2 protein-coding genes and 1 pseudogene are annotated in these 1,592 nt (G+C 67.3%); 2 read left to right on the top strand and 1 reads right to left on the bottom strand.

Going from position 1 to position 1,592, the window contains the following annotated elements; genetic code table 11:
• Together ACIQFZ_RS43460 and ACIQFZ_RS43455 are read left to right on the top strand one after the other, a co-directional pair.
• Positions 1-306, top strand: a pseudogene (locus tag ACIQFZ_RS43460) (IS5/IS1182 family transposase); the annotation flags it as partial.
• Between the two features lie 4 nt (positions 307-310).
• Complete coding sequence (locus tag ACIQFZ_RS43455) at positions 311-727, top strand: hypothetical protein (RefSeq protein ID WP_402694002.1); 417 nt, start codon at positions 311-313, stop codon at positions 725-727.
• Positions 728-789: 62 nt separating this feature from the next.
• Here the strand turns inward: ACIQFZ_RS43455 and ACIQFZ_RS43450 are convergent, their stop codons facing one another.
• A complete protein-coding gene (locus tag ACIQFZ_RS43450; RefSeq protein ID WP_402694001.1) occupies positions 790-1,443 on the bottom strand; it encodes a hypothetical protein in 654 nt (217 codons plus the stop codon).
• Between the last annotated feature and the right edge of the window lie 149 nt (positions 1,444-1,592).

Genomic DNA, 1,592 nt, shown 5'->3' with positions numbered 1-1,592 from the left:
ATCGGCACCGTCAAGAAGGCGCTGGTTGACCAGGGCTTCAAGAAGACCGTCGTCGAGCACGGCACCACGGTCGGTATCGACGTCGAGATCGTCGAACGCAATCCCGCCGACCAGGGCACCGGCTTCGTTCCGCAGGCCAAGCGCTGGATCGTGGAGCAGACGCTCGGCACCCTCATGCTGTTCCGGCGGCTCGTGCGTGACTACGAGAGCAGGCCGAAGTCCTCGGAGTCCAGGGTGCGCTGGGCCATGATCGACGTGATAGCGCGCCGGCTCACCGGCCAGACCACGCCGACCTGGCGCGGGTGAGCGTGTGGACGCCCAGGTCACCCCGCTCCTGGAGCGGATCGACGCACGCGAGCGGGAGATCGGCACCGCCGCGGAAGAGCTCCGCGCGCAGGTCGACGCACTCGCCGCGCGTCTGCGTGAACTCGACGAGGAGATGGGGAACTTGGCGGTGACCCGCAAGACGCTCCTTGCCCTACCGCCGACCGCTCCGGAACCGACCGATCCGCCGCCGGTCCTGCCGGCTCACCCGGCCTACCAACAGATCCTCGACGCATTCGCCGACGCCGTCGGACCGATGCGCGCCCGCGACCTGTGCGAGCGCCTCGATCTCGCCGTCACACCGAAGAACACCGAGAGCACCCGGCACAAGCTCAAGCGCCTGGTCGGTCTCGGCGTCCTTACCGAGACCGAACCCGGCTTGTTCGCCCAGCGCCGTCCGTAGCTGCCCTCCGCCGAGTCGCCAGCCCGCCACGGCTGCCCGCCACCGGGCTCGATGCGTGATCGCTAATGGCCTGTCGTGCGGAGCCACCGCAGCGTTGCGACGAGCTCTTCGCCGAAGTCCTCGCAAAGCGCGAGCAACTCGCGTCCCGCGGACGAGTCGAGCAGCCCATCGGAATCGGGAAAGGTCCGGAGGGCGCCGTGGCAGACGGACTCGACAACGAAGTTGCGTGAGGCGAAGTAGCCCTCGCCGCTCGTCCGGTCTGCCAGGTTGGCGAGGTACTGGTGGTGCGCTTCCTCCGAGGGATGGGAGTAGAACGAGCCCTCGACGAGACTGTCCAGGTAGCCCGCCAGGCCGGACGACAACTCGACTACTCGTTTGGCCTCGTCCAGGCCTGGCTTGTCGAGCAGCTCGCCGAAGGCCCACAAGCCCCCGAAGATTTCCAATTGGAAGAGCTGGACCGTGTCCGGGTCGACTTCGGACTCGAAGATCGGGGCCGTGCACAGCTCGGCGAATGCCTGACCGTAGGCGTGGTTCGACTGTTCCCCAGGAGGTTCCGTTGCCAGTCGGAACAGCGACTCCAGCACATGCGGGTCGACGCCCCAGTCCGCATCCATTTCGAACGCGAGTACCGGCGCACGCCACCGCCACAGCACCAGAGCGGCGGCCTGACGCTGGCGAACGGGCTTCAGGTCAGCCAACCGCTCGTTCTGTGCCACGTCGGTGCGTCAACCCTTCTGATCGCCGTGCCCCCGGCCCCTTCGCCTCGGGACACTGTAGAAGCTGCCGAAGGGACCGCGTGACCTTCCGAGCCGTGGCCAACTCAAGCCCGCATCCGAAGCGGACATACCGGCTCAAAACGTCCTCT

The organism is Streptomyces sp. NPDC093064, assembly GCF_044754605.1.
Lineage (GTDB): Bacteria > Actinomycetota > Actinomycetes > Streptomycetales > Streptomycetaceae > Streptomyces.
The sequence above is the reverse complement of the archived record's forward strand: the minus strand, read 5'-3'. Positions and strand labels throughout refer to the sequence as shown.